General features: G+C 36.1%; 22 protein-coding genes. 4 read left to right on the plus strand and 18 right to left on the minus strand.

What is annotated here, in order from left to right:
• Positions 1–29: 29 nt before the first annotated feature.
• The 3 genes from aqpZ to J2X31_RS09740 all read right to left on the minus strand — a co-directional run bounded on the left by aqpZ (position 30) and on the right by J2X31_RS09740 (position 2,176).
• The gene (gene aqpZ, locus J2X31_RS09730) at positions 30–737 is read right to left on the minus strand and encodes an aquaporin Z (RefSeq protein ID WP_310026368.1); all 708 of its coding nucleotides are present in this window, start codon (positions 735–737) and stop codon (positions 30–32) included.
• Between the two features lie 36 nt (positions 738–773).
• The gene (locus J2X31_RS09735; protein WP_310026369.1) at positions 774–1,142 is read right to left on the minus strand and encodes a DoxX family protein; all 369 of its coding nucleotides are present in this window, start codon (positions 1,140–1,142) and stop codon (positions 774–776) included.
• Positions 1,143–1,219: 77 nt separating this feature from the next.
• Complete coding sequence (locus J2X31_RS09740) at positions 1,220–2,176, minus strand: EamA family transporter (protein WP_310026370.1); 957 nt, start codon at positions 2,174–2,176, stop codon at positions 1,220–1,222.
• A gap of 161 nt (positions 2,177–2,337) precedes the next feature.
• On the opposite strand from J2X31_RS09740, the gene J2X31_RS09745 reads away from it, so the two are divergent.
• Entirely contained in the window at positions 2,338–2,973 is a 636-nt protein-coding gene (locus J2X31_RS09745) for a murein L,D-transpeptidase catalytic domain-containing protein (protein WP_310026372.1), read from the plus strand.
• Between the two features lie 2 nt (positions 2,974–2,975).
• On the opposite strand, the gene J2X31_RS09750 is transcribed toward J2X31_RS09745, so the two are convergent.
• Genes J2X31_RS09750 through kaiC form a run of 5 tightly spaced genes read right to left on the minus strand, consistent with a single transcriptional unit; the run spans position 2,976 to position 6,945 of the window.
• Complete coding sequence (locus J2X31_RS09750) at positions 2,976–3,386, minus strand: response regulator (protein WP_310026373.1); 411 nt, start codon at positions 3,384–3,386, stop codon at positions 2,976–2,978.
• Positions 3,387–4,646 (minus strand): PAS domain-containing sensor histidine kinase, encoded by a 1,260-nt coding sequence (locus J2X31_RS09755; RefSeq protein ID WP_310026374.1) that lies wholly within the window; start codon positions 4,644–4,646, stop codon positions 3,387–3,389. It lies immediately after the preceding gene.
• 3 nt (positions 4,647–4,649) lie between these two features.
• The gene (locus J2X31_RS09760) at positions 4,650–4,952 is read right to left on the minus strand and encodes a circadian clock KaiB family protein (RefSeq protein ID WP_310026375.1); all 303 of its coding nucleotides are present in this window, start codon (positions 4,950–4,952) and stop codon (positions 4,650–4,652) included.
• Positions 4,953–4,958: 6 nt separating this feature from the next.
• Positions 4,959–5,249, minus strand: coding sequence for a circadian clock KaiB family protein (locus J2X31_RS09765; RefSeq protein ID WP_310026376.1), 291 nt, complete (start codon positions 5,247–5,249; stop codon positions 4,959–4,961).
• A gap of 4 nt (positions 5,250–5,253) precedes the next feature.
• Positions 5,254–6,945 (minus strand): circadian clock protein KaiC, encoded by a 1,692-nt coding sequence (kaiC, locus tag J2X31_RS09770; protein ID WP_310026378.1) that lies wholly within the window; start codon positions 6,943–6,945, stop codon positions 5,254–5,256.
• Between the two features lie 188 nt (positions 6,946–7,133).
• Here kaiC and J2X31_RS09775 point away from each other — a divergent pair, with 188 nt between their 5' ends.
• Positions 7,134–10,304: a PAS domain-containing protein gene (locus J2X31_RS09775; RefSeq protein WP_310026380.1), complete on the plus strand. Its 3,171-nt coding sequence runs from the start codon at positions 7,134–7,136 to the stop codon at positions 10,302–10,304.
• Here the strand turns inward: J2X31_RS09775 and J2X31_RS09780 are convergent.
• The 10 genes from J2X31_RS09780 to J2X31_RS09825 form a co-directional block, all read right to left on the minus strand.
• Positions 10,301–10,735 (minus strand): response regulator, encoded by a 435-nt coding sequence (locus J2X31_RS09780; protein WP_310026381.1) that lies wholly within the window; start codon positions 10,733–10,735, stop codon positions 10,301–10,303. The genes J2X31_RS09775 and J2X31_RS09780 overlap by 4 nt on opposite strands.
• A gap of 86 nt (positions 10,736–10,821) precedes the next feature.
• The gene (locus tag J2X31_RS09785) at positions 10,822–11,433 is read right to left on the minus strand and encodes a response regulator transcription factor (RefSeq protein WP_310026383.1); all 612 of its coding nucleotides are present in this window, start codon (positions 11,431–11,433) and stop codon (positions 10,822–10,824) included.
• Positions 11,430–13,220: a tetratricopeptide repeat-containing sensor histidine kinase gene (locus J2X31_RS09790; protein WP_310026385.1), complete on the minus strand. Its 1,791-nt coding sequence runs from the start codon at positions 13,218–13,220 to the stop codon at positions 11,430–11,432. The genes J2X31_RS09785 and J2X31_RS09790 overlap by 4 nt, the downstream gene beginning before the upstream one ends.
• Positions 13,208–13,729 carry a hypothetical protein gene (locus tag J2X31_RS09795; protein WP_310026386.1) on the minus strand — a complete coding sequence of 174 codons (522 nt, stop codon included), beginning with the start codon at positions 13,727–13,729 and terminating at the stop codon, positions 13,208–13,210. Before J2X31_RS09795 ends, J2X31_RS09790 begins: the two co-directional genes overlap by 13 nt.
• Before the next feature lie 76 nt (positions 13,730–13,805).
• Positions 13,806–14,642, minus strand: coding sequence for a GIN domain-containing protein (locus tag J2X31_RS09800; protein ID WP_310026389.1), 837 nt, complete (start codon positions 14,640–14,642; stop codon positions 13,806–13,808).
• 65 nt (positions 14,643–14,707) lie between these two features.
• Positions 14,708–15,448 carry a head GIN domain-containing protein gene (locus J2X31_RS09805; protein ID WP_310026390.1) on the minus strand — a complete coding sequence of 247 codons (741 nt, stop codon included), beginning with the start codon at positions 15,446–15,448 and terminating at the stop codon, positions 14,708–14,710.
• A gap of 2 nt (positions 15,449–15,450) precedes the next feature.
• Complete coding sequence (locus J2X31_RS09810) at positions 15,451–17,193, minus strand: PspC domain-containing protein (RefSeq protein ID WP_310026392.1); 1,743 nt, start codon at positions 17,191–17,193, stop codon at positions 15,451–15,453.
• Positions 17,194–17,199: 6 nt separating this feature from the next.
• A complete protein-coding gene (locus J2X31_RS09815) occupies positions 17,200–17,529 on the minus strand; it encodes a PadR family transcriptional regulator (RefSeq protein ID WP_026705846.1) in 330 nt (109 codons plus the stop codon).
• 50 nt (positions 17,530–17,579) lie between these two features.
• Positions 17,580–18,332 (minus strand): GIN domain-containing protein, encoded by a 753-nt coding sequence (locus J2X31_RS09820; RefSeq protein WP_310026395.1) that lies wholly within the window; start codon positions 18,330–18,332, stop codon positions 17,580–17,582.
• Positions 18,333–18,443: 111 nt separating this feature from the next.
• Positions 18,444–18,896, minus strand: coding sequence for a DUF4870 domain-containing protein (locus tag J2X31_RS09825; protein WP_310026398.1), 453 nt, complete (start codon positions 18,894–18,896; stop codon positions 18,444–18,446).
• Between the two features lie 142 nt (positions 18,897–19,038).
• On the opposite strand from J2X31_RS09825, the gene J2X31_RS09830 reads away from it, so the two are divergent.
• Together J2X31_RS09830 and J2X31_RS09835 are read left to right on the plus strand one after the other, a co-directional pair.
• On the plus strand, positions 19,039–19,491 hold the full coding sequence (locus J2X31_RS09830) for a DUF4442 domain-containing protein (RefSeq protein ID WP_310026399.1): 453 nt from the start codon (positions 19,039–19,041) through the stop codon (positions 19,489–19,491).
• Positions 19,492–19,656: 165 nt separating this feature from the next.
• Positions 19,657–20,568: a TIGR01777 family oxidoreductase gene (locus tag J2X31_RS09835; protein WP_310026401.1), complete on the plus strand. Its 912-nt coding sequence runs from the start codon at positions 19,657–19,659 to the stop codon at positions 20,566–20,568.
• Positions 20,569–20,605 lie beyond the last annotated feature (37 nt).

Here is a 20,605-nt window from a genome sequence, read left to right on the forward strand (position 1 = left end):
CTCTTTTATTATTTATAGAAATGAGCGAATTAGGCTGTTTCTTTTTTCTGCAACAATGTTTTATAGATAAATCCTGCAGCAATAGCTCCTAAAATAGGTGCTGTCCAAAACATCCAAAGTTGTGTCAATGGTTCTCCCATTGCAATAAGTGCTTGAGAAGTAGATCTGGCTGGATTTACCGATGTATTTGTAATAGGAATACTTATCAGGTGTATTAAAGTTAGCCCTAGACCAATTGCCACTCCTGCAAATTTTCCGTTTGCAAATTTATCTGTAGCTCCAAGAATAATCAAAAGGAAAAATAGGGTCAGCAAAAATTCAGTTGCAAAAGCAGTTTCCAAAGAGTAGCCATTTGGAGAAAAAGCACCGTATCCGTTTGAAGCAAATGCTCCAGCTTGGGTATTGTCTATAAAGAAATCGCTGTTTCCAGAAGCTATAAAATACAAAGCGGAACCTGCCACTATTGCTCCAATAGTTTGTGCGAGAATATAAGTAACAAGATCCTTTGCAGGAAATCTTCCGCCAGCCCAGAGTCCAAAGGAAACGGCTGGATTAAAATGACCGCCTGAAATGTGTCCGACAGCATAAGCCATCGTTAAAACCGTAAGTCCGAAAGCTAGAGCAACTCCAGCGAATCCAATTCCTACATTTGGAATTCCAGCTGCAAAGATAGCACTTCCGCAACCTCCAAAAACGAGCCAAAAAGTCCCGAAAAATTCTGCTAATAATTTTTTCATGATAAAAGTGTTTACGTAATAAATGGTTTAAAATTTTCATTCTAAGCATATATATAAACAGGCCCAAATCATTAGAAGTGCTTGGAGGGGTAGCCTTAAAAGGAGTATATACTTCGGTAGTCCAAAACCCGCTTTTGAGTTTTGGTACATATATAAATTGGCTGGGAAAACTGCAATCAAAAGGGCAATTATTCCAGCAACTGCAAATTTAGTAAAAAGCGGAAAACATAAAAGAATACCAAGAAGTATTTCGGCAAAACCAGAAATTTTATTTAATAATTCTGGTTTTGGAAAATAGGGCGGAATTATTTTCAGGTACATCCTTGGTTTCCTAAAATGATTCAAACCCGCCATAATATACAGCAGTGCCATCAAATACAGGTGCCAAGGCAATGGTAGAATCATTTTTTTTAAACTTTAATACGGCTAATATATATTTAAATTATAACAGTTCAAAGGTTTAAAGTTATATTCGAAAATAATTATACTTTATTCGATTTAAACTTGATATTCATAATTATGATTGCAAATAGTATCAGGATTATTCCAATCCATTGAACTAAAACTACTTTTTCGTTCAAAAGGAAGTAGGCCATCAGTACTGAAACCGGAAGCTCCAGTGACGAAACAATACTTCCCAAACCGATTCCTGTATGAGGAAATCCAGCATTCAGAAGCATTGGCGGAATGATGGTTCCGAAAAGCGAAAGGACAATTCCCCACTTTAAAAATATCGCATAATTGAAATCTTGAGCAGTTGAAAATGCACCTAAAACGTCGGACATGGCTTCAGATTGGTTGGGAAGTATCTGTGTTATTAATGCAAAAAGCAAAACTACAATTCCTCCTCCCAAAAGCATATACAAGCTTCTTTGAGCCGAAGAAATCTCGGTTGCGACACTATTTGCAGTAAACATTGTAGTGGTGAAAGAAGCGGCAGCCAACATTCCAAAGAATATTCCTAACGGATTTAGGGTCGCTTCTGAATTGATTAAATTAGTAGCAAGTGCAGTTCCAACCAAGACAATTACCACGGCTATAACCTTGATTAAAGAAGGCAGTTTTTTCTCCAAAAACATTTCGAGCAAGACTCCCATCCAAACCGTTTGCATCAAAAGGACGATTGCGATGGAAACTGGAATGTCAAACTTCACTGCCAAATAATAAAAAATACTTGTCAATCCGGTTGAGGTTCCGGCAACCATCAATTGTGTGATGTTTTTGCGGGAAGCTTTTATTGCAGTATTGTTGTTTCTTTTTCTTTGAAAAGCATTGATGATCAGTATTCCGATTATACCAAAAAAAAATTGAGAAGAGGTTACCTCGGCTGTTGTAAAGCCTTCGCCATAGGCCATTTTCACAAAAGTGGCCAGCATTCCATAGCTCGTAGCACCAAGACCAACCAAAACCACTCCCTTTAATATATTATTCTGTGTCATTTTTCAATTTTAAAAAGCCGGCAAAGATAGGATTTTGTTGTTTCTTAATGATGATGAAAGTGATAATTTTAATTTTTTTGATGCTAGTCATACTTTTTTTAACACGATTATAGTTATATCAGAAAGCAAAAATATTTTATCCAACTTTATACTTTTATGAAATGTTTCAAAAGACCATTCTTCTCTTTGGCTTGATTTTTTTAGGCTGTAATTCATTCAGTGATAAACAAGATGAATCAGATAAACCAGATAAACCCGATGAAGCAGTTGAAAAAAGGGATTATCTGAAATTTCATAATGAAGCAAAAGCCTATTGCAAAGCTCAAAATTTCAATGAAGACTATTATTTTTTGGTTGATTTGAGCATTCATTCGGGCAAGAATCGTTTCTTTGTTTATGATTTTAAAACCAATACAATCAGCAATCAAAACCTCGCAACGCATGGAAGTTGTGACCAATTTGATACCAATCTGACCAAATGGGAAAAGGTGAAATTCAGCAATAGAAATAACAGTCATTGTTCCTCAAAAGGCAAATTTAAAATTGGGAAAAGGGATTACAGTTCGTGGGGAATCAAGGTGAAATACTGGCTTCACGGATTGGAATCCAGCAATTCAAATGCCCAGGAAAGAGTTGTGGTCTTGCATTCCTGGAACGCTGTAAGTAATCAGGAAATTTTTCCTGATTATAGTCCGTTAAGTTGGGGTTGTCCTGCTGTTTCAGATGCGTTTATGGAATTTTTGGATGCTAAATTACAGCAAACCCAAAAACCAGTTTTGTTGTGGATTATTGAGTAGAATTATTCAGATAAGCTGTTGATTGTGTTTATGATTTTATGCGGAATTTCATCAAATTCTTCCAAGACAAAAGGTTTTATAAGGAAACCCTTGACACCATACTGCAAGCATTTTGATTCATAAATAGGGTTGATGGAAGTAGAATAGGCAAAAGTTGTTATATGGTTCAATTCTAAATCATTAGAAATTTCAGCCAATGCTTCAATGCCATTTATAATTGGCATATTGATGTCGGTTAAAATGACATCTGGTTTATGATTAGCAGTTTTTAAAAACTCCAACAGTTCCTTCCCATTTTTCACAATGCTTATTTTGTTGAATGAAGGATGTTTTAAAAAACTTTGTTCAATTATTTCTCCATCATCAATATCATCTTCAGCGATGATTATATGTAAATTTTCTAGTAGCGCCATCTATTGCTTGATTATAGGGAAAAAAAGTTTAAAGATACTACCTTCTTTTGAACTTTCAACCTCAATTTTTCCGTTATGGTTTTCCATGATCTTTTTGCAAATGGCTAGGCCAATCCCGTTCCCGGAATATTCGTTTCGCATGTGAAGTCTTAAAAACATAGTGAATATCTTGTCCAGGTGCATCTTATCCATGCCAATCCCGTTGTCCTGCACGGTTATTTTATAAAATTCATTTTCCTGCAAATTGACTGTTGTGGTGAAAATTTCTGAAGTGATGACAATTTTGGGCTTTACATCCTTCTTGCTGTACTTGATTGCATTGGAGATAAGATTCGAAAACAGTTGACGCATCTGAACCTTCGAACCTGAAATTTTAGGCAAAGTATCCAGAATAATTTCAGCATCATATTCTTTGATTAATAACTCAAGATCGTCGAGAACTTCCTTAATAATCGCATCCAAATCAATATCAAAATCTTCGGCTTTTGTTGCTATGAAGGCATATTTCACCAAATCATCAACAAGAGAATTGAGTCGCAAGACTGAAGATTTAATTACTTTGAGATTGTTCAATTCACTATCTGTAAACAAATCTGATTTAGAATCCGTTAGATGCGAAGTATAGCTAATGATTTTTCGCATAGGTTCTTTCAAATCGTGGGAAATCACGTGAATGAATTGTTCCAAATTAGTATTGGTGAGGTTCAGCTCGTTTACTTTAAGTTCCAGTTTTTGCTGGTATTGAACCAGTGCTTCCTCGTGTTTTCTTTTTTCGGTCAAATCAGTAACGACAACCCCAATTGCAGGAACATTTGGATGCAAGTCGGTCAGGGAAACATAAACGGGTACTTTTTTGCCGTTTACTTTTAAAACAATTTCGCCCTTACTTGGGCCGTTTACAAGAGCCGATTTCAAGAGCTCAAATTCATCCGGACTTTCTACATAAGTATCAAAAAAAGTCCCCGTTATCTTATTGGAAGGAGTATCTATAAGCTTTGAAAAATAATCGTTGCAGTATAAAATAAGTCCGTCTTCGGAAATACTCAAGGCTCCTTCGCCAAATTTTTCAATTAATATTCTATAGGTATAATCGGCACTTTCTATGGAATAAACCCTTGGTTTGCCATCTTTGGTAACCACAAGAGCATCCACTTCGCCTTCTCGGATGGCTTCAATGATACTATTGGCCTCGAAAAGCTTGTTCTTTAATTCCTCGTTTTCGGAAAGAAGATCTTTTATATTTTTGATGGTGTCTTTCAATGTCTAGGATTCAATTTCGAGTAAACGTACTACTTTTTCTATATCCGATAAATCGCCTAATATTACTTTAACAGGTTTTGGATTTATCTTAATCAAGGTAGGGATGGCAATTATCTGATAGTCAATTGCCAATTGTTGTTCCCTATTGATGTCTATTATTTCAATTTCGGAACAATCTTGGAGATAATGGTCACAGATTTTCCTGATGTTTTCGATGGCATAGCTGGATTTTACAGACATGCCCGAAACAAACAGGAGAAACTTGTGTTTTTCTGACTGGAGGTCAAAACCTTGGCTTTCTATCACTTTAAATTATTTTAAAGGTTTGATGTTGAGTCCAACAAGCACGCGTTCTTCATTCGAGAGGTCGCCAATTATCTTGCGAATTGGTTCGGGAAATTTCCTAACCAATGTTGGAACGGCCAAGATCTGATCGCCTTCTGCCAATTGAGGATTCACCAGTAGATCTATAATTTCAATAGAGTATTTTCCCGCAAGGTGCTCCTCGGCATATTTTTTAATATTATTCAAAGCCTTTATCGATTTTGGCGTCTGACCTGCTATATAAAGCATCAATTGCCATTCTGCTGGTGCCTTTTTCATGGTTTCATTTTTTAGCGTTATCTGCGGAAGCCTTTAGATACAAATCTTCGGTAGATTTAAGTATGCTCAATTCCTCCACAGCCGATTCAAACTTGTTTTTCAAGGAAGCAATATTTGCGTCAAGAACTTGTTGCATCCTGGTTATCTCTCGGTCTTTTCTATCTAATTCATTTTGAAGTTTCAGTTGCGAAACCTTTTTATTTAGAGCGTTGGATTTTCGAGCAGTACCCGTTAAAATTCCATTTGGTCCAAGCTCAATTTCGAGCAGTTCTATTCCTTTTCCGGTGATGATGAATTCTCTAACCTGATTGGAATGTCCCATTCCTCTGGATTTCACGATAAAGATTCCCCGGTTTCTTTCTCCCATTCCTTCCAAATCACGGACGGTTATCCAAGTATCCACCAATGAGGTAACCGAATCTTCGGCCAATTCTGGTCTTGTAATCAATTCGTGTTTGTTTAAAGAAGTAAACAGAGCTGTTATGTTATTTAATTTCAGCATATCAATCAATCGCACCAACATTGAACGGACTTCGTGATCACTACCAACACTGATTAAATTACTGATGGGATCAATGATGACAGTTGTTGGTTGGAAATCCCTAATTAATTTTTTTAATTTCAGCAGATGCAATTCTAATCCGTTTAAGGAAGGTCGGGAAGAATGTATCTGCAAAATTCCATTTTTGATGAATTGTTCCAAATTGATTCCTATCGATTGCATGTTCCTGATGAGTTGCTGTGGTGATTCCTCGAAAGCAAAATACAAAGTCTTTTCTTTTTTTGAACACTGTTTATGGGCAAAATAAGAGGCCACGGTTGTTTTTGCTGTTCCTGCCGTTCCCGAAACTAAAATGTTGCTACCACGATAAATTCCTCCGCCCGAAAACATTTCGTCCAAGCCAGGAACTCCGGTTGAAACTATGTCTGAAGAAACATCATTGTTTAATTTCAATGAAGTGATAGGCAAAACCGAAATTCCATCCTCATCAATAAGGAAAGGATATTCGTTCGTTCCGTGGGTGGAACCTCTGTATTTTATAATCCTCAACCTTCGAGTAGAAACCTGCTGGATTACCCTGTGATCGAGAAGGATAACACAATCCGAAACATATTCTTCTAAACCTTGGCGTGTTAAAGTTGCCTCGCCACGTTCGCCGGTTATAACTGCCGTAACACCTTTTTCTTTCAGCCAATGAAACAGTCTTCTTAACTCGGCCCTTAAAATTGCCTGATTGTCTAAACCTGAAAACAAGGATTCAATGGTGTCGAGGACCACTCTTTTTGCATTTACTTTATCAATCGCATAGGACAACCTCACAAACAATCCATCCAAGTCATATTCGCCAGCTTCTTCTATTTCGGAACGTTCTACTCTTACATAATCAACAACAAGTTTTTTATCTGATTTTAATTTCTCCAAATCAAATCCCAATGATTTTACGTTTAAGGAAAGGTCTTTGGAAGGTTCTTCAAACGACATAAAAACACCATTTTCATCAAAGTCTGTAGCTCCTTTAAAGAGAAATTGCATCGCCATGAGTGTTTTTCCGCATCCTGCTCCACCACATACCAAAGTAGGCCTTCCTTTTGGAAAACCACCTTCTGTAATTTCATCAAGACCATCAATTCCTGTTGGTGTTTTCGGAAATAAAAAATTTTCTTTTTCCGAATTTATGGATTTCTTCTTTGCCATAAGAATTCAATTTATATAAACAAATCAATCATATTGTAATAGGTGAAGATGTCAAGATTTAATCGAAATAAATTCTAGATACATTTCCAACATCATAAAATTAACAAAAACAAAGCTGTTAAATATTATAACATTTCGGCAGATTTTTATAATCAAAAATTATTAACTTTCAACTCTAATTTCCATACATGAAAACTTCAGATTTTTTATCAGATGGCGGAGAAATGGGCAGTATCATTCGATCCCATGACTGGTCTTCAACTTCAATCGGACCAATAGACAGTTGGCCTCAAAGTTTGCTGACGACCTTGAGTATCATCTTGAATTCAAATTTCCCCATGTTTCTTTTTTGGGGAGATGATTGTATTTGTTTCTATAACGATGCTTACAGGCCTAGTCTTGGAAATGATGGAAAGCATCCTTTTGCCATTGGAAAATCGGCTGAAGAAGTTTGGCCGGAAATATGGAATAAAATCAAGCCACAAATTGATGAAGTCATGGCAGGAGGAAAGGCAACTTGGAGTGAGGATCAATTGCTTCCTATTTATAGAAACGGAAAATTGGAGGATGTTTATTGGACCTACAGTTATAGTCCTGTAAAGATTGAAACCGGAAAAGTTGGGGGTGTTTTTGTGGCCTGTACAGAAACGACCGATAAAGTAAAGAATCTCCAAAAACTGAAGGACAGCGAAAATTTATTGCGATTTGCGGTTGAAGCTACAGAGTTGGGAACATGGGATTATAACCCGAAAACCAATACTTTTTTTGGAAATGAACGGCTCAAGGATTGGTTTGGGCTACCGCCATTTGCCGAAATAGAGCTTACTTCCGCCATCGATGTAATGATAGATTCCGACAAGGAAAGGGTCACGAAAGCCATAAAGGACGCTTTAGAATATGAGTCGGGTGGTAATTATGATATTGAATATACGATAGTGAACCCAGAAACAAAAATAAAAAGAGTGGTTAGGGCCAAGGGCAAAGCTTGGTTTGATGAAGCAAAAACTCCTTATAGATTCAACGGGACCTTGCAGGACGTTACCGAACAATATAGAAGCAGGGTTGAGTTGGAAAACAGTAAAAACCGACTCCATCTCCTGATTGATGAATCTCCAGTAAGGATCATATTCCTGACCGGAAAAGAAATGAGAATAGAACTTGCCAATGATGTTGTGCTGAAAAACTGGAATAAGGATAAATCTATAATTGGAAAACCTTTAAAAGAGGTAATTCCAGAACTTGAAAGTCAGGTTTTCCTTCAGGTTTTAGAGGAAGTTTATACAACTGGAAATCCTGTTACCATGAAAGGAACTCCAGTTAAATATAACATAAATGGAGCGTTAACCCAGTATTATTATGATTTGTGGTACAAGCCAATGCTTAATAATGAAGGCCAAGTTTATGGCGTTTTATCGACGGCGGTTGATGTTACTGAAAAAATTGTAGCCCAACAGCGAATCGAGCAAAGCCAGCGAAAAATGAGAAGCGTTGTAGAAAGTGCTCCTTTCCCGATTGGTGTTTATGTTGGTCCTGAAATGAGGATCCAATTGGTCAACCAGTCGATTATGGATATTTGGGGAAAAGGGAATGATATTGCAGGGAAACTGTATTCGGAAGTTTTGCCTGAACTGGAAAACCAAAAGGTATTCGAACAACTTAAAAGCGTTTATGATACTGGAATTGCCTTTCATGCAAAGAATACTAAGATTAATCTGATTGTTAACGGAAAAAGAAAAGCCTATTATTTCAACTACAGTTTCACACCACTTTTTGATGCAGAAGGAAAAGTGTATGGCGTGATGAACACGGCTGCCGATGTTACCGAACTCAATATCGCGAAGCATAAACTTGAAAAAAGCGAACAGAATTTGCGGAATGTAATCCTTCAAGCTCCAGTGGCAATGTGTATTTTTAAAGGTGCCGATTTTACCGTAGAAATTGCCAATGACATGATGTTGGATTTTTGGGGAACCTCTTCTGATAAAGTCCTCGGAAAACCTATTTTTGAGGGTCTTCCGGAGGTGAAGGATCAAGGTTTTGAAGATTTGCTGAACAAGGTTTATACCACTGGAGAAACCCATCGGGCTTTGGAAGTTCCGGTAACGGTTCCTCGTGATGGCAGTCTGGAAACGCTTTACATCGATTTTGTATATGAAGCTTTTAGGGACGATCATGGCAACATTACTGGAGTTATGGCTTTAGTGATTGATGCTACGGAACAGGTTTTAAACCGGAAAGAAATTGAAGAAGCTCAGGAAAAAGCCCGTCTGGCAATTGAATCAGCAGATTTGGGTCCTTATGAGGTTGATATGAATACGAATGAAATCAATACAAGTGTTCGGTTCAATGAAATTTGGGGGATAAAAGGCGAAGTAACACGCCAAAAACTGATAGATTTTATTCATCCCGACGATCTACATATTAGGGAAATGGCTCATGCAGATTCTCTAAAAACGGGAAATCTCCATTATGAAACCAGAATCATCAAGCCAGACAATTCCGTGCATTGGGTGAAGATAAAGGGTAAAATTATACACGACGAAAATAATCTGCCTGTTACTTTATTGGGTGTGATACAGGATATTACCGAGCAGAAACGCTTTGCCGAAGAACTTACCCGACAAGTACACGAAAGAACCATCCAACTTCAACGCTCCAACGACGATTTGTTACAATTTGCCCATGTGGCAAGCCATGATTTAAAGGAACCCATCCGGAAAATCAAGATTTTTACCAATATGATTGAGAGTGATTATGCCGAAATTCTTCCGGAACGAGGCATGACCTATTTGGCAAAAGTGCAAAATGCTACCGACAGGATGTTCTCGATGGTAGAGGGTGTTTTGGCCTATTCTACTATCAATTCTGCCGAAAGGCCTATAGAAAATGTCAACTTGAATACCGCCATCGACCATATTGAAACCGATCTTGAAATTATAATGAGTCAGAAAAATGCCATCATAATAAGGGAAAAACTTCCAAAGCTTCAAGGTGCCTCGGTTTTGTTGTATCAATTGTTTTATAATTTGATCAATAATTCCTTGAAATTTGCCAAGGCGGATGTAGCTTCTGTTATAACGATTTCATCCTCGATGATTAAGAAAGACAAGACCGATTTCATCAAGATTATTGTTGCCGATAATGGTATTGGTATTGATCCTGATTACTGCCATAGAATTTTTGACGCCTTTACCCGACTCAATACCAAGGACAAATATGAAGGGACAGGTTTGGGACTGGCTTTGTGCAAGAAAATCGTGGAACGCCATCACGGAACCATCATTGCCGAAGGCGAAATAGGGAAGGGTGCGACTTTCATGATTGAATTGCCGGTGAAACAAACCCAGCAAATACTCTAACAGCTATAGCAGAAATTTTCTAACGTTGGATTGAATGCTTCCCAATTGATGCTCAAAGTATGCTCGATGGATTTTTGAAATTTGGCAAATGAATTGGGCTTTGTAATATAAAGATTGGCTCCAAGTTCCCGTGTCCTTAAAATATTGTTCTTGTCGTTTGAAGTTGAGAATATCACAACGGGAATATTTTTGTATTCATCCGAACTTTTCAATTCTTTTAAAACCTCAAAACCATCTTTTCCGGGCATGTTCAAATCCAAGAAAATGATGTGTGGAGAAGGCGGAGGATTCCGGACTGCAACAAGCAATTGGTTTCCGTTTTCGTGTGTAAAAAGCTCGATATTTTTATCGATAGCAGTTGTGACATCTCTAAAAAAATCAAGATCATCGGCATCATCATCTGCATAAAAAAGGGTAAAGCTTTTGTTCATAGAATCGAAATTTAGGAGGGGTTTTCCGATTCAAAAGTACGATTTTAAATTTAGCAATTACACTTTTTTTAACCTGAAAATCTACTTTAGAAATCATACTTTCGTTCAACTGCAAATCGGATAAGATCTGTTTTTCCATGGATGTTGAGTTTTCGGAGGATGTTTTTTCGATGGGTGTCCACCGTGGTTTTTCCTATGAATAACATTTCTGAAATTTCGAGGGAAGATTTTCCTTCGCCAATTAGCCGAAGAATTTCCTTTTCGCGGGTGCTTAAAACAATTTCTTCCTTGGTATGGCTGTCTATAGAGGTAATGGCATCATCATAAAAAACACCATTTTGGGCTACAATCCGTATCGCTTCTAATACTTTTTTTAGCGAAGAATTTTTCATGATATAGCCAGAAGCTCCTGCTTTTTTCATCTGATCGACTGCTTCAGCCTGATCGAACATGCTAAATGCGATTACTTTTATCAGGGGAAACTCCTTTTTAATGATTTTGGTTGCCGAAATGCCATCGGATTTTGGCATCCTTATATCGGTGATGACCACATTTGGTTGTTTTTTTCGGACCAGTTCTACCAGCATTTCGCCGTCGTTGGCTTCTCCAATAACCTGAATGTCGTTTTCATATTCAATCGAAAGTTTGATGCCGTCTATCAATGCCTGATGGTCTTCGGCGATAATTACTGTTATCATAAGGGTAGGTCTATAATGATTGTTGTTCCTTTTGTGAGAATCGAGTCGATGGTGAAAGTGCCACCCATTTGCTCTACTTTTTTCTCGATGCTTTTGAGTCCGATTCCCGCATTTTGGGTTGTTTTTTTAGGGTCAAAACCAGTTCCGTTATCTTCAATAATGATGTTGATTTCTTTTGGATTGTGCTGTGTCAGATAGATGTTGACTTCCTTTGCTCCTGAATGCTTGATGATGTTGGTGCACAATTCCTGTATCATCCTAAAAAGCGAAACTTCGGTTTGATTGTCTAGTCTTTCGGTCAAGCCGAAAGGAATTACGTTGATCTTCAAGCGTTCGAGGACACTCATTTTCTCTGCCATTTTTTTAACTGCAACGAGCAAACCTTGACTTCCCACCACGCCAAGATTTTTTAGATGCGAGATGTTTCGAACTTTTTGATAAGCTTCTTCAATCAAATCATCGGTTTTTTCGTAGAGGTTAATTTCACTTTTGGCTGAATTTTCGTTGCGTTTCAGGTTTTGAAAATTCAATTTTAAGGTCGCTAGCATACTTCCCAAATCGTCATGCAGTTCATTTGCAATCTGTTGTCGTTCTTTTTCCTGACTTTCTAATATCAAATCAATATCATGAAGTTCCTGTTCTTTTAATGTTTTTTCAAGCTTTTGGGTTTCAATTTGCTTCTCCTGTTCGGCAATTTTTTTCTTCTTGGAGATGTTTTTAAGTGCCAAGATTCCGATGGTCAAGGTCACAAGTAGGAGCCCAACTATTGAATAGACAATAATCCGATTGGTTTGCAATTTATTTTTCAGGTTGAGGTTTTCAATTTCCTTTTCCTGTGTTTTATATTTGGTGTCAATTTCCTTGATTGCTTTTTTCTGTTCGTTCTCGTTGAGGATTTCCTTGTAGGCATTCAGCCGATTCATGTATATCAAGGCATTTTTGTAATCGCCTTTTTTTTCATAAGTATCTGCGATGTAACCGTAAAGTGCTATTTTCTTCTTTGTACTGAAAGCTCCTAATGTGATGGAATCGGCCTTGAAAAAAAAGTCAAAAGCTTTATTGTAGTCTTTCTTTTTGCTGTAGGCTACACCTTTATTGGTATAAATGTAAAAAATGTATTCGGTGAGATTTTTTTGTTTATAAATCCTCAAAGCTTTTTCATATACGTATAATGCCGAATCGAGTTTGTTTATATTGTCGCTGGCATAGGTTGCCCCAATATTCTGATAGATCCTTGCGGTATATACTTCATCATTCGTTTTTAAATTTTCAGAAAGTGCTTTCTTGAAATAATCGAGTGCAGTTTGCGTATTAGAGACATAGAGCGATTTGCCAATTTGCATATAGGCCTGGCTCAAATAAGTGGGATTGTTCTTTTTACGGGCATAATCAAGGTATTCATTCAAATAAACTTCGTGGTTGATCTCGTTTTTTTCGATGGATACCAAAAGCGACACCACATCAATATTGATTTGGGCAACTTTATCGAGGCTGTCGAGTTTTTTATATTGTTGTTTTGAAATGATATAGTGGCTGAAGGCCAAATTGTCTTTGTTTTCAAGCAGGTAATAATTGGCTTTCAGATAATTATATTTCGCTATTTCAGCAGGATCAAGGCTGTTTTTATTTATTTTAGAAAGTGCCAAACTTGATTCTAAAACTTTCTTTTCGTTGACGAGTTTTTCAAATTTGTTTAAAGGAGCATTTTGAGCATAAGAAAAAGCAGCAATACAAAATATTGCTGCTTGAAATGCAATTTTCAAATATTTGACCATTAAAAGCGACATCCATCTACAGTTAAAACACCACCATTTCCTATTTTTGGATCTGGTATTTTCCACATTTTAGAATCGATTTTTGTCTTTTCATATTGTAAATGGTTATCAGTATCATCAATCTTTTTTTGAAAATATATAAGAATTGCATAATCATCTGGATTGTTGTAATCAAAGTTATCATCATGATAACAGACAAAAGTTACTTTTTTATTAATATCTAAATTAGAAAAATTTAAACCTCCATTAAAACTGGAAAAACGATTTAAGTCGATATCTCCTCCGATTTGGGTTAATTCTATTTTATCAGTTTTGTATTCTCTTAGGTCAATGTTTGGTTCGCCATTGATTTTAAGAACACCTAAAACACCATAATGTTTGCCATTAGAAATATTATATACACCAGTGAATTCGTAACTTCCGTTGTGCTTTAAATTTGGAAGCATGACTCTTGGGGTTAAAATTTTTTCGTTATATGAAGAATCAATTTTTAGCTCTCCACAAGATTGATAAATTTTCATGATTGTTTTTGTTTAAGGTTAATAGGGTAAAATTCGGATATTAAAGTATAAAAAAAATCCCTAATAATAGGGATTTTTATTTCAAACTCTTCTTGTAAAGTGTCGCATTATCTGTAAATTTCGCTAATTCTATTTTAGGTTCTCCATACAAATAGATTTCCGAGCTTCCCGTAGCATCCAAGTTTAAGGATGTTTCGACTAAAAGTGTTGCATTCGAATAACCTTCGGCAACAAGCTCACAGTTTTTAGCATTCAGGTTCTTTCCTATAAAATTCGAATTGTTGTCAAAACGAAGTTTCAAATCTATAACGTCGCCTTCAATCGTTGCTTTTGATTTTTGATACATATCAAACTTTATTTCTGTTGATGAAATCAAGGCTTTCATTTCGGAATTCTTGCTCAATTCAATTTTTACGGATTCTGATTTTGCATTCAACTGAATTTCAGATTTATCATTACCAACAATTGTAAGAGCTTTTACATTTACATTAAGAAACATTTTCGAATTTTCGAAACTTTTAAAAGTCACTTCTTCTAAATTGATTTCTTCAGGACCGTGTATCTTTGCTTTGTTCTTGGCTTCAACAGTTTTCAATTCATCTGTATAGATGACTCTGATTGTAAATTTTTTAAACCCTAAAATATCTTGTGCAGAGGAAAGAATGAGCGTTCCGCCGTTGTATTTTAAATCAATTGCATCGTGAAGATTGTCATCGGCTTCTAGCTCAACGCCATTTTTATCGCCTTTGATCAAGAAGATTTCCAAATTATCTTGCACTTCTATAGCCGTAAAATCTTGTACTTCTTTTTGTGCGATGGTAACAATCTTAGAACCTTTGACCCGTTCTTTTTTCTGGCTAAAAGTCAAAGTAGAAATGAAAACGGCGACAACTATAAAAGCAATTTTTTTCATGTTTTGTATTGGATTTAGCCACAAATATAAAAAAAAACATCAGCCACGGCTGATGTTTGATTAAATTATTCTTTAGAAACACCTCCACCCGAAGTTTCTTCTTTGGTTAGTGTTTTAGGTGTGTTTTTGTAAACGATCGAACTACCGCTTGATGCTTTTCCGTCAAGAGTTAAAATTGGACTGACAGTCGTGCTACTTCCGCTTGTCGATTGCGATATGACGTCATTCGCCAACAAATCAGAAGCATCCAAGCTACTACCGCTTGACGATGAAGTTTCCAGTTTAATTGCTTTTCCAGAAACTTCGGCAGTGCTTCCGCTGGTGGTTTCAATTGTGATGTGATCGGCTTCAACCTCTATGTCTATTTGACTGCCACTGCTTGATTTTACGGCAATGTTTTCGGTAACCAATTTGTTCTTGCTCTTTATAGTAGAACCGCTGGTTGTTGAAAGCCCGGCAATGACAGGCATCTTTACTTTAATTTTTGGAGTTTCAGTTGAATTATATCCTTCGCTTGAGTTTACATATAAAACACCATTTTCAACTTTTGTAATGATGAGTTCCTGCAAATTATCATCGGCTTCTACCACAACCGATTTTGTGTCGGATTGTTCTACAATAACTTCAATTCCCGTACTTACTTCAATGAATTTAAAATCCTCTGTTATGTTTCGCGTTTGCTCAACGATGTTTCCGCTTCCTTCTCTGCCATTTCCAAAACTAATGTTGTGACGACAAGAAGTAAATAAAAATACAGTTGCAAGTACTAAGGTTGCTTTTGTCCAAGTTGAAATGCTTTGTTTCATGATTATTTGTTTTTAATGATTACGCCATTTTCATCAATTCTTAATCCTTTCTTTTTGGATGTTACGGTTTCGGTTCGGATAATTTCTTTTCCGTTTACTTCCAATATTACTTTTTTGATGGTATCAGAAGTAGTTTCAAGATCTTCATTTTCTACATCTTGAAATTCATTTTCATCAGCAGGACAAGTTAGACATTTTACCTTTGAACTATCGACTCTGTAAAGATAATCAGCAGAACTATGGTGCAAATTAAAAAACTCATCGTCTGAATTGTCTCGGTCTCTAAAAGCTTCATCTGCTTTAAACAATATGCCTACTGGCAAATATAAGTTGATTTCTACTTCCTGATTACGGAATTTGTTTGATGCTTCGGTCAATAAATAATTGTCTAAAATTAATTGATTCCCTTGTAATTTATAACCGTATTGAATTTTTTCTGCTGATTGCTTTGCAGCTGACAATGATTCCCCATCGGCTTCTTTTACAATTTGAATGTAAGGTTGCTTTTCATCCGTTTTCATGATTCTGATTCTTACATCGCTTGAAAAAATCATCTCTGTATTGGTAGAATCCTGAACCAATCTGTAGTTGTCATAGTCGTGAATATCATTTGCAAAACTTTCGTTGTATTTGAATTTTATCTGTAAAGTATCGGTCGGATTCAGTTGCAAAACTTCTTTTTTTACTGATTTTCCTTCAAACGCAAATTGTGTAGCTTGTTTGATAGACAAAGAAATAATCAAAGCGATTGATATGATCCAAAGTGCTAGGAAGGTATAATTAAATACATTTCCTAACGATTTCATGTCTGGAATCAATAATTTGAACCCTAAAACCATCAAATAAAAGAACGGAATACCTACGGAAAATAGCATTAGCAAACCAAATGTCCAAACAGGATAGTCGGTATAATTTCCTGCCTCGACAAAACCACTCCAAGGGAATTCAATGAAAGCTGTTGTTCCCAGGGTGAAAATCCCAACCAATAGAAAAAATAAAATTGTCACTCCCGAAAGTATCAGCATCACACCTAAAATCTTTGCAAAAATCTTAAAGATGCTCATAAAAACATTTCCTACGTTTTCTACAATTCTATCGGCTCCCGTTTTCACTTGGTTTCCCATTTTGTCATAATTAACGTTCTTGAATTTTTCAGAAACGTTATCAAATTCTTCACGAACCTTTTTTTCTATGTTCGAAATGTTTACCGGTTCTCCTGTCATTTCCAATTTTTCAGATGTGGTAACGGCTTCCGGCATCACAATCCAAAGGATGACATAGGCCAAAAGTCCTGTTCCATAAACAAAAACTAAAATTAAAAGAATAACCCTCAACCAAACTTTGTCGATTCCAAAATAATGACCCAAACCAGCCATAACACCACCAATCATACCACCATCCTTGTCACGGTATAATTTTTTTATAGGTCGTGAAGTATAATCAAAATTGGTGCTTTTTTGCTGAAATTCAGCTTCTTCGTTATCAATTCTGTAATCTTCCGGTTGTCCCATTACGGCAATAACCTCGTCCAATTCTCTTAAATTGATGACTTGTTTGTCACTCGTATGCTTTTCTGCGAAAAGCTCTGCGATACGCATTTCAATATCCTTGATGATTTCGTCCTGACCGTTTGAGTTGGAAAGCGAACGTTTTATTGCTTCAAAATAGCGTGTCAATTTTTGGTATGCATCTTCGTCGATATGAAAAAACATTCCACCTAGATTTATATTTACGGTTTTGTTCATGACTATTTAGTTTTGGTTTGTTATGATGTTTACAGCATCAGATAATTCTGTCCAAGTGCCGTTTAATTCGTTTAAAAATGTTTGTCCAATTTCGGTTAATCCATAATATTTTCTAGGCGGTCCCGAAGTTGATTCTTCCCAACGATAGTTGAGCAATCCGTCGTTTTTCAATCTTGTAAGCAAAGGATAAACTGTTCCCTCCACCACAAGCAATTTTGCATTTTTCAAGGTGTCTAAAATTTCAGAAGTATAGGCATCTTTTTCTTTTAAAACAGATAAGATACAGAACTCTAAAACACCTTTTCGCATCTGGGCTTTTGTGTTTTCTATGTTCATGATATGTTTTTAATTTTATTTACAATTTTCATTTTGTGGATTTGATTTTTTTAGTCCATTGCTATTAGCGTTGGTCTTTTATGTTTTTTAGTATCAATTAAATATTTGTTCTCAATACTTGCTTTTTTTGGTGATCCAAAATAGGTAACCTTTGCATTATCAGTGGCATTCACATTGATTTTATTCTTACTTGTAATGATGACAATTGAATTGTCTGAATCCACTTCGGTGTTTTTTGTCAAAAAATTCCTGGCGTTGCAATAAGATTTCATAGCCGATTTGATGGTTGCTTTTTCTGCATTTCCAGAGATGTTTACTTTTGAATGGCTTTTGAAATTTCCAACGAAAGAAGCAGTTTCAATCCTGCCATTGAATTCAGAGTTTTTCTCAGTTTCAATATTTGTAAGACCTTTCGATTTGAGGTAACCTTTAAAGTAAGCTCCCGATTCTAAAACAATTGAAATATTTTCTGTATGGATGGTGTTTTCAAATAGTATTCTCGATTTTGAACTGGCTTTGAATGATTCAACATCCTTTGTTGCTAAATATACTTTTACATTTTCAGCATTTTCAGTAGAAGATATTCTCAAAGTTTCTCCTTCTACTTCAGTAAAAACATCCTTCAGGTTTCCTTCATTTGTTTCGATTTTTACCGAAGCTTCTTCTGATTCCTTGTAGTGTAATTCAATTCCTGATGCTACTTCAATTTTTGAAAAGCGTTCTACTTTTCTGGTTTCCGAAACCTGGGCCTGGCATAACAATGCTGTCATAAACATGGTTACTGTGATGATTAATTTTAACATGATTGCTCGTTTTTTTTGATTGATGATTGATTAATGATGATTTTTTTGATGATGATTGAAACTCAAGGGTGATTAATCCTTTTGCTGATTTAAGTTTTTATTTCATAAGATTTATTTTAAAAAATTGATGGTCAAAGGGTACTTGAAATCATATCCGTTTGATGTTTTTACCGATGCATAAATGATTAGGAAAAACTCAAGCACTTTTAAAAGGAAAAAAACGCAAACGATAACTATTGCTGTAACCAACAATCCCGAAACTTCTGTCATGTTGAAATCTTCGATTAAAAAATCACCATGATTAAGGGTTACATAATTGGCTTTGCTGAAAACGCTAACGAAAAATAAAGGCACTGCAATCAAAGCCATTATGAAAGAATACAAAAGCAAGCTCAAATGAAAATTGATGGATTGTTTCCCTTGAGCATCAATATAAGTTGATTTATCTTTTGATGAACTCCAAATAATGATTGGAAAAATAAAATTCCCAAAAGGAATAAAGTACTGTGATAGAGCACTCAAGTGTATCAAAGTTGCGGTAGTTTTGCTGTTATTTGTTTCCATGATTAAAAGTATATAGTAATTTCTTATGCAAATATATGGCTAAAAGAAGCTACCTTGTTTCGCATAGTACTTATATTTAACATAAAATTAACAAATTGATATTTCAAAAATAAATCCTATTTTTACTAAAAATCCAATGATTATGAACTTCACAGCGGGAAATCTCAATAAATTTTTATTCTTCAAATTGCCATCGGCTTTTTTATGCGGAGTGAGAGCCAAACAAATTGATGCAAATCAGTGCACAGTTACCGTAAAACACCGATGGATCAATCAAAATCCTTTCAATTCCATGTATTTTGCGGTTCAAGCAATGGGTGCCGAACTTACAACGGGAGCTTTGGTCATGTTACACATCAAAAAAAGCGGTAAGAAAATCTCAATGCTGGTCGCCAACAACAAAGGCAATTTCACCAAAAAAGCAACCGGAAGAATCACATTTATCTGCAAAGACGGTCATCTGATAGAAGAAGCCATCCAAAGAACAATTGCCACAGGCGAAGGACAAACCTTCTGGATGAAATCAATTGGAACAAACGAACAAGGCGTTCAAGTTTCTGAAATGGATTTTGAGTGGAGTGTTCGAGTCAAGTAGTTTAAAGTTAGAAATTATACGTTTAGTGAATAACCTACAACCTACAACCTACAACCTATAACTTACAACGAACAACCTCCTCTTCAACCATCGTTAAACATACCCTAATTAACATTTATTTTCAGTGCTTCAGTCGTAATTTTGAGAGAACAACAACAAACAGCAATGAAGATATTAATTACAGGTGCGACAGGTTTGGTAGGGAATGAATTAGTTTCGTTGTTGTTGCAAAACGGCGAAACAGTCCATTATCTTTCCACCTCCAAGAACAAATTAGAAAGCCAATCCAACTACAAAGGATTTTATTGGAATCCACAACAAGGCATCATCGATGAAAATTGTTTTATCGGAGTTGATGCCATTATTCATTTGGCTGGAGCCAATATCGGAAAACGATGGACTCCAAAATACAAACAGGAAATCATCGAAAGCAGAATCCTTTCTTCCAATCTGCTTTTCAAAGCCCTAAAAGACTTCCCGCATCAAGTAAAACAAATCGTTTCGGCTTCGGCAGTTGGGATTTATCCTGATGATTTAAAGAAATTATATTCCGAAAGCGACAAAGAAGTAGATAATTCCTTCCTCGGAAACGTAGTAGTAAAATGGGAGGAAAGTGTCGATAAATTCAAACTCCTCAACATAAAAGTATGCAAACTCAGAACTGGTTTGGTGCTATCCAACAAAGGTGGAGCCTTGATGGAAATGCTAAAACCCATAAAATTTGGGATGGGAGCTCCATTCGGTTCGGGCCGACAAGTGCAATCCTGGATTCACATTCATGATTTGGCAGAGTTGTATTATTTCGCCGTAAAAAATTCTTGGCAAGGTGTTTTCAATGCGGTTGCTCCAAATCCTGTCACCAACAAAGAACTTACCCAAGAAATTGCAACAGCAGTAAAAAGACCCATAATCATCCCGACAATCCCAAAATTCCTAATGAGTTTAATTTTGGGCGAAATGCACATCATGCTCTTCACAAGTCAAAATGTAAGTTCACAAAAAGCTTCCGACAATGGCTTCGTTTTCAAATATAAAATCATCGAAAAGGCCCTGAATCATCTTTTAACTTTGGCATAAAAAAAACTCCGCGAACGGAGTTTTCTCAAATATAGTA

This window comes from Flavobacterium arsenatis (assembly GCF_031456785.1).
Classification (GTDB): Bacteria; Bacteroidota; Bacteroidia; order Flavobacteriales; family Flavobacteriaceae; genus Flavobacterium; species Flavobacterium arsenatis.